Source organism: Moorena sp. SIO3H5 (assembly GCF_010692395.1).
Lineage (GTDB): Bacteria > Cyanobacteriota > Cyanobacteriia > Cyanobacteriales > Coleofasciculaceae > Moorena.
In genome coordinates this window covers 1-6,269 of sequence record NZ_JAAHHS010000429.1, presented here as the reverse complement: position 1 = coordinate 6,269, position 6,269 = coordinate 1, and the positions used below count along the sequence as shown (strand labels likewise).

6 protein-coding genes are annotated in these 6,269 nt (G+C 43.9%); 4 read left to right on the top strand and 2 right to left on the bottom strand.

Annotation, left to right across the window (positions count from 1 at the left end; all coding sequences use genetic code 11):
* Nucleotides 1-194: 194 nt before the first annotated feature.
* Nucleotides 195-1,529, top strand: a complete 1,335-nt coding sequence (bcmE, locus tag F6K52_RS30360; protein WP_293087628.1) for a thiamine pyridinylase — start codon at nt 195-197, stop codon at nt 1,527-1,529.
* Nucleotides 1,530-1,732: 203 nt separating this feature from the next.
* Nucleotides 1,733-2,578 carry an alpha/beta fold hydrolase gene (locus F6K52_RS30355; protein WP_293087631.1) on the top strand — a complete coding sequence of 282 codons (846 nt, stop codon included), beginning with the start codon at nt 1,733-1,735 and terminating at the stop codon, nt 2,576-2,578.
* Nucleotides 2,579-2,792: 214 nt separating this feature from the next.
* On the opposite strand, the gene F6K52_RS30350 is transcribed toward F6K52_RS30355, so the two are convergent.
* Nucleotides 2,793-2,999: a DUF433 domain-containing protein gene (locus tag F6K52_RS30350; protein WP_293087625.1), complete on the bottom strand. Its 207-nt coding sequence runs from the start codon at nt 2,997-2,999 to the stop codon at nt 2,793-2,795.
* A 161-nt stretch (nt 3,000-3,160) separates the two neighbouring features.
* Entirely contained in the window at nt 3,161-3,787 is a 627-nt protein-coding gene (locus F6K52_RS30345) for a hypothetical protein (protein WP_293087622.1), read from the bottom strand.
* A 554-nt stretch (nt 3,788-4,341) separates the two neighbouring features.
* On the opposite strand from F6K52_RS30345, the gene psbQ reads away from it, so the two are divergent.
* Both psbQ and F6K52_RS30335 read left to right on the top strand, forming a co-directional pair.
* Complete coding sequence (gene psbQ / locus F6K52_RS30340; protein ID WP_293087618.1) at nt 4,342-4,791, top strand: photosystem II protein PsbQ; 450 nt, start codon at nt 4,342-4,344, stop codon at nt 4,789-4,791.
* Between the two features lie 356 nt (nt 4,792-5,147).
* Nucleotides 5,148-6,269 (top strand): FAD-dependent oxidoreductase (locus tag F6K52_RS30335; protein WP_293087615.1); only part of this gene is annotated, 1,122 nt, incomplete at its 3' end.

Below are 6,269 nucleotides of genomic sequence, written 5' to 3'. Positions count from 1 at the left end.
TGGTTCTTGGCTTCGATTTCTCCGCGTTACTCAACTCCAACAAGTCGGCAATCCTTGCCACTGCTGCCTGCTACTGATTCTCAACAAGTTCAGCAGGCACTGATTGATCGGCGAGGGAAAAAAGTGGCTAGATATGTAGTGATGAAATAGTGATGAAAAAACTAATTAATGTCAGCTTGACGCTAATTTTAGCCTTGGCTATCAGTCTCCTAGGAATAGGAGAAGCATCGGCTACAGAGCTTCATGTTGCACTGTATCCATACGTTCCTCGGCTTGAGCAATTCCAAACAGCAATACAAGCTGAATGGCAAAAGGTTCAACCAGAGGTTCCCTTGAATTTTGTTCCTGCGGAGGATTGGGATGGGGGTTACTCGAATAATCCTCCTGAAAATGCAGATGTTTATGTATTCGATGCCATGTTTTTCGACTACTTTCGCAGTCAAAACTGGCTCGAACCGATACAGGCTAGTGAAATCAACAACTTGGAGGACTTCGTTGAATACGCAATAGATGGGGTTAAGGTAGGTCAGGAGTATTACGCAATTCCCCAGCTTGGCTGTGCAAATATATTATTTTATCACAAAGAGGATGCAGCAATTGCCAATGCAACAAACCTAGATCAAATTCAGAATGCTTTGTCTTCATGCACCTATACCAGCGAGATTCCCCCCGATATTCGGGGCATGATGCTTGATATGGCTGGTGGCACGACAAATGCTACTCTTTACCTAGACATTGCCCATAGCTTGACTGGACAATATCCCTTCCTATTGCCTGAGAATGAATCGCAACTTAACTCCCAGGCCATAGACAACATGCAAGAGTTGCTAGGTATGGCAAGCTATGAGAATGCAACCGATCAAGATGATTCTATCAAGTCCTACCAGCGGGCAGATTGGTTTAGTGATGGTTGGGGACGTGCACTCATGGGCTATACAGAAGCGATGTCAAACATGAGTGAAAACACAAGGCAAAACATTGGCTTCAAGGTCATGCCGTTATCAGATCAAGATCAATCCTATCCAGAAGTTTTCTATGCTGATGTGATTGGTGTAAATACTACAAGTGAAGAGAGGGGGACACGTGACCTAGCTGTAAAGCTAGCTAATACGATGGCAGCCTCCACAACGATGATTGCAAGTATTGGAGCAGATGCAAGTCATCCCTATCCCCAGTATCTTATGGCCACTCGTCCCACCATATTCCAGACTCTTGAGAAATCGTTCCCGCTTTATGGTGATATGTTTCGGCTCATCCAAGGTCAGAATATTATTATGTTCAAGGTGAATGATCAAAGCCGTAGCTGGCTCAACACCATGAAGAACAGCATTCGTGAGAACGCTAGGGAAGATTATTCTTGCGGCTGTGATTATCCAGCTATCGAACCTATTCTCAATAACACTTATGCTCCTTGGATTTGTGGAGATACATGTGCCGACCATGGCGGTTGGAACGGTCAGTGGAGTAATGCATACCCAGCTGCACAAGAGACATCTGTATGTGGTTGCAACGCATGCCCATTGCCATAAAAGTCTGGCACCTGAGTCCTCACTTGCCTAAGTTCCCACGAGCGCGGTAAGCTCATATAGCAATCCGAGCTGAAAAGTGGACAGTAACAGTTCTTACTAAAAACTCAGCACTCAGGACTGACGAACTATTTTCAAGGGAAGTATTGTTCACAAGTCGATCAGGATTGCCACAGGACAAGCAACAGGGTAAAGGCAAAACAACCGTGTCAATCAGTGAACAATCTATAGAAGTCGGGTCTTGGGAATGGTTCTATCGGGAAGCTAAACCCGTTGGCGATAGCGACAAAGTGCCAGTAATACTGCTTCATGGCTTGCCATCCCAGAGTTTTTGCTGGTGTGAGATCATGCCAGATTTAGCTAAAGTAGGCTACGATGCGATCGCACCAGATTGGCTCGGTTCTGGATTATCCGCAAAACCGGATCGGCTTGACTTTCCATACACACCAGATGCGTTCATTGAAGCCTTAGGGGATTTCCTTAAACACCTCGAAATCGAAAGGTTTTCCTTAGTTGTCCAAGGCTTTCTCGCCTCCGTGGGACTTCAATATGCCTTGCGTCACTCAGACCAGATTGAGCGTCTAGTGATTCTCAATACACCTGTCTCCTCGGCTGCCAAGTTACCCAGCAAAATGCAGCAATGGGGATGGCCATTCATCGGAGATATGTTAACCCAAGACCCCTTGTTAGTTGACCGAACTCTCGAAGGGGGGTCGCGCTATCGCATTGAAGACAACTATTTAGATCTCTATCGCAAGCCCTTCCTAAAAAGTTCCGATCCTGGACGTTCTCTGGTAGCGACTATCAAGAATATCCAGATGAACAAGTCTATGGCAGAAATTGAATCAGGTTTCCGCAACTGGGAGAAGCCAACCTTAATTGTTTGGGGACTCAAAGACCCTTGGCTTCCGGTGGAGCAAGCTGAGCAATTTGCTAATCAGCTTAAGAATAAGGAATTAGTGAAGCTGGAGGAAGCTGGACATTATCCTCAGGAGCATTGGTCGAAGGAAATTAGTGAAATCCTGGTGCCGTTTCTACGACGCAAAGCTTGAATTATAGCTCTACCGTACCTGTTATGCTAAATAAACAGTCTTTAAAAGGGAACAGGGAATAGGGAACAGGGAACAGTGGAAAGAGGCTGTATTCAGTAATTTTTGTTAGTTGAAGAGCCTAATTTTATTTGTACAGTAAGCTTTCTGAGTTTTTTAACTGGAACTTTAGCATAAAAGTTACTGAAGAACCTGAATTATTTAGTATCCGTGGCAATTATACGATGTCGCGATCAGCAGCAAATTCTAGGCAAGCTCTAATATCTGTTTCCGTCAATTCTGGAAAGTCATCGACAATTTCGGCTTGAGACATACCAGCTGCTAGCCAGCCTAAAATGTCATAAACGGTTATTCGCATCTGCCGAATACAAGGTTTACCACCTCGCTTATCCGGTTTGATGGTAATAATATTGCGATCGCTCATTTTGCCAATAGGTTCGGTCTTATTAGTCTCAGTCTATAGCATACTAAGACTGGGCTGCAACGGAAAAAAGCATTAACAACTATAGTGCTGCATCGCTACTCCCTGCTGCAAACCTCCCTGCTCCCATTAACCTACTCCTAGCGGTGCGACCCAAGGGCGATTTACTCGCCCTTGGAGGCGCGCACCGTAGATGACTTCGCAGCTAACTCCACAACAGAGCAAACCGAACCAAATACCTCACTTAAGTCATTAATAGTTACCCTAGAATAATTCTTGGTAAAATGTTTTCCATCCAGCTTTCCAAACTGCCACAACTCAGCATCAGTAACTATTCCATATACCACCAGACTCTCAGTTTTATTTAACTTTTGTGCAGCTACTAATTCTGACAAACATTGCCCCCAACCTTTCATGAAATCGTTTTGTTTTGCCTCTACAATCAAAATCAGCGGATACTCTATTACGTTTTTACCCAGTTCTGAACGTTTACCAAAAATATAATCTGGTGTTCCCGTTAAAATACTATCTGCAGAAATCGATTTATGGCTCCAGATTGAATATTGGTCAACAAATTTTTTGCATGCTTCACGCAAAATCGGGTAGATAACGTTTTCACAGCGGGCAGCCTCGGATGAGAAAATATCAAAGTTTTGCCTGCTAAACTCGTAATCTTGAATAAATTGCTCTGGTGGCGAGACAGAAGAAATGGGAAGAAAGTCTTCTTCGGTATAGTTGATTCGATATGCCTTCTGTACTTCGTCAGCAGATTTAAAATCTGTAAATGCCATGATATATAGCAGTTCTCAATTCGGTAAGGTACTTAGGCCCTTAGATTAGGGAGTAGGGAGTAGGGAGTAGGGAACAGCGGATCTGGGAATAGTAAAAAAGATATCCAAGGATTATTTACTATTATAAATCAGATTTGCTTTTATGATAGCTTGGTAAAAGCTATAGTTATAGCAATCCTAAATCAATTGTGATAATTTTTGATGCAATATTCCCTACTCCGGTGATCCGCTGTTCCGGTGATCCGCTGTTCCGGTGATCCGCTGTTCCCTTTGCTATAGAAACTTTTTAATATTATATCTGTACAGCTCATCTACAAGCTTGAGAAATGCAAACAGCTTTCAGCAGCGTCTACCTGAGCAGCTCGTGATTTGATTAGTATGTCGCCAACCAAGATCTTGCTGAAAGTAGTGCTTGGGTGGGTAAGCTTCGACAGAATCAGTGGTCAAGCTGCCGTATTGGGTATTAAACTTTGCGTTTGATGAGAGCAATATTGGGTTATATTACATGACGAACCTTAAGTAGTTTTCCCGATCGGTTGGCTAGCGAACAAACAATGATGATGAGAAGTTATCGGTCTATTCTGACTGTGATTCTGGCAATGGTGATGACCTTTTTGGTCAGCTGTGGTAGCCCAAGTTCCACTAAGGCTCCTACCTACACCCCTGAAAAAATTGCCCAAATCCAGACAAGTGCTACTAGAGTGCTTGAGCTTCGCGAGAAAATGCCAGTTCTCGAAGCCAACATTCAAGACGAAAACTGGGTAGATATTAGTTCATTTATCCATGGTCCGTTAGGAGATCTAGGGCGCAGCAGTAACTATCTGAGTGGTCAACTCCTTCCCAAAGACCAGAAAGCTGCCAAGGAAGCGGCTGAAGTATTGTTGAAATCTTTGGTTAAAATTGACGAAGCTTCTGTAGAGCGCAACTCCCAGCTGGCACTCAAAAACTACGCAGCAGCTTTGAAAAACTTTGATGACTTTTTGGAATTAATTCCCACTAGTTAAAAAGTTCATGAAGTATGAATGATGAAGTTTAAGCTGTGAAGTATGACTTGTGAAGTGTAACCTGTGAAATGGGGTTATTGGTGGCTCACTGATGGTAAATGGCTCGTGCTTTAGACCTTGAAGGCTTATATCCTAGGGCTACAAAAACCAAATTCGCTCTTTGGGAAATAAAGATAAAATCAATGTTTCCTAGGCTAGGTAGGCAGCTTTAGTTTATGTAGCCTAACTAGGCACGGGTATCAGGAATCTTAACTCAGTACCATTCCAATTCAGATTGACTACAAGGGTTATCCATAACCATAATTCATACTTCATAATTTATACTTCATAATTCATACTTCATAATCGATAAAATTGTGAGTAAAGTCGCTATTATTGGATGCGGTATCGTTGGAGCAGCGATCGCATATGAACTTAGTCGGGTAAATGGGCTAAGTATCACTGTCCTCGACCAGCATCTGCCAGCACAAGGGTCTACTGGTGCTGCTTTAGGGGTACTGATGGGTGTCATTAGTAAGAAAGTCAAGGGTAGGGCGTGGCAGCTGCGCCAAGCCAGTATCCAGCGCTATCAGACCCTGATTCCTGAATTAGAGGCACTCACGGGATACCAGATTCCAGTCAATCGCAACGGTATCTTGAAGCTGTGTTTGCCTGGAGAGGACTTGGGTTCTTGGGAAAAACTAGTACAAACTCGCCTCAGCCAAGGTTGGCAATTAGAAATTTGGGATGTTCCCCAAGTCAAGCATCGCTGTCCTCACCTAAGTCAAGATAAATTTATTGCTGGAATCTATTCTCCCCAAGACCTACAAATTGATCCAACTATCCTAACTCAAGTATTAGTAGCTGGTGCTGAGGCCAATGGGGTTAGGTTTAATTTTGGAATCACAGTTAGAGGGTTTGAATCCATAGGTTCCGATCTCAACAATTCTCTCAATTGCTCCCAAATCTATACTGATGCTGGAACCCTAGAGATAGATTGGCTAGTAGTGGCTGCTGGGTTAGGTTCATCTGGGGTGATTAAGATGCTCCAACCACCAAACCAGCAAGTTAGTCAAGATCTGCCTCTGACTCTCAAACCAGTACTGGGACAAGCATTAAAATTGCGGCTGCCCCAGCCCATGGGATATGAAGATTTTCAGCCAGTGATTACTCGTGATGATGTTCATATTTTGCCAGTGGGTAAGCAAGACTACTGGGTGGGGCAAACGGTTGAGTTTCCCGATGATGCAGGTAATGTGGAAGCACAACCAGGGTTACTGGAGCAGGTCAGACAGAATGCGATCGCATATTGCCCTCCTCTAGCCACAGCAGAGATTATCAACACATGGTACGGGTTACGCCCTCGTCCAGAAGGACGACCTGCCCCTGTCATTGATCAACTGCCTGGCTACAATAATGTTTGGCTAGCAACAGGTCATTATCGCAATGGTGTACTCCTCGCTCCGGCTACAGCACAACTAATTCTGAAAGAAGTAATT

What these genes read in the sequence shown, in the direction of transcription:
- psbQ (WP_293087618.1), top strand. Translation starts at nt 4,342, where the DNA reads ATGATGATGAGAAGTTATCGGTCTATTCTGACTGTGATTCTGGCAATG.
- F6K52_RS30345 (WP_293087622.1), bottom strand. Translation starts at nt 3,787, where the DNA reads ATGGCATTTACAGATTTTAAATCTGCTGACGAAGTACAGAAGGCATAT.
- F6K52_RS30350 (WP_293087625.1), bottom strand. Translation starts at nt 2,999, where the DNA reads ATGAGCGATCGCAATATTATTACCATCAAACCGGATAAGCGAGGTGGT.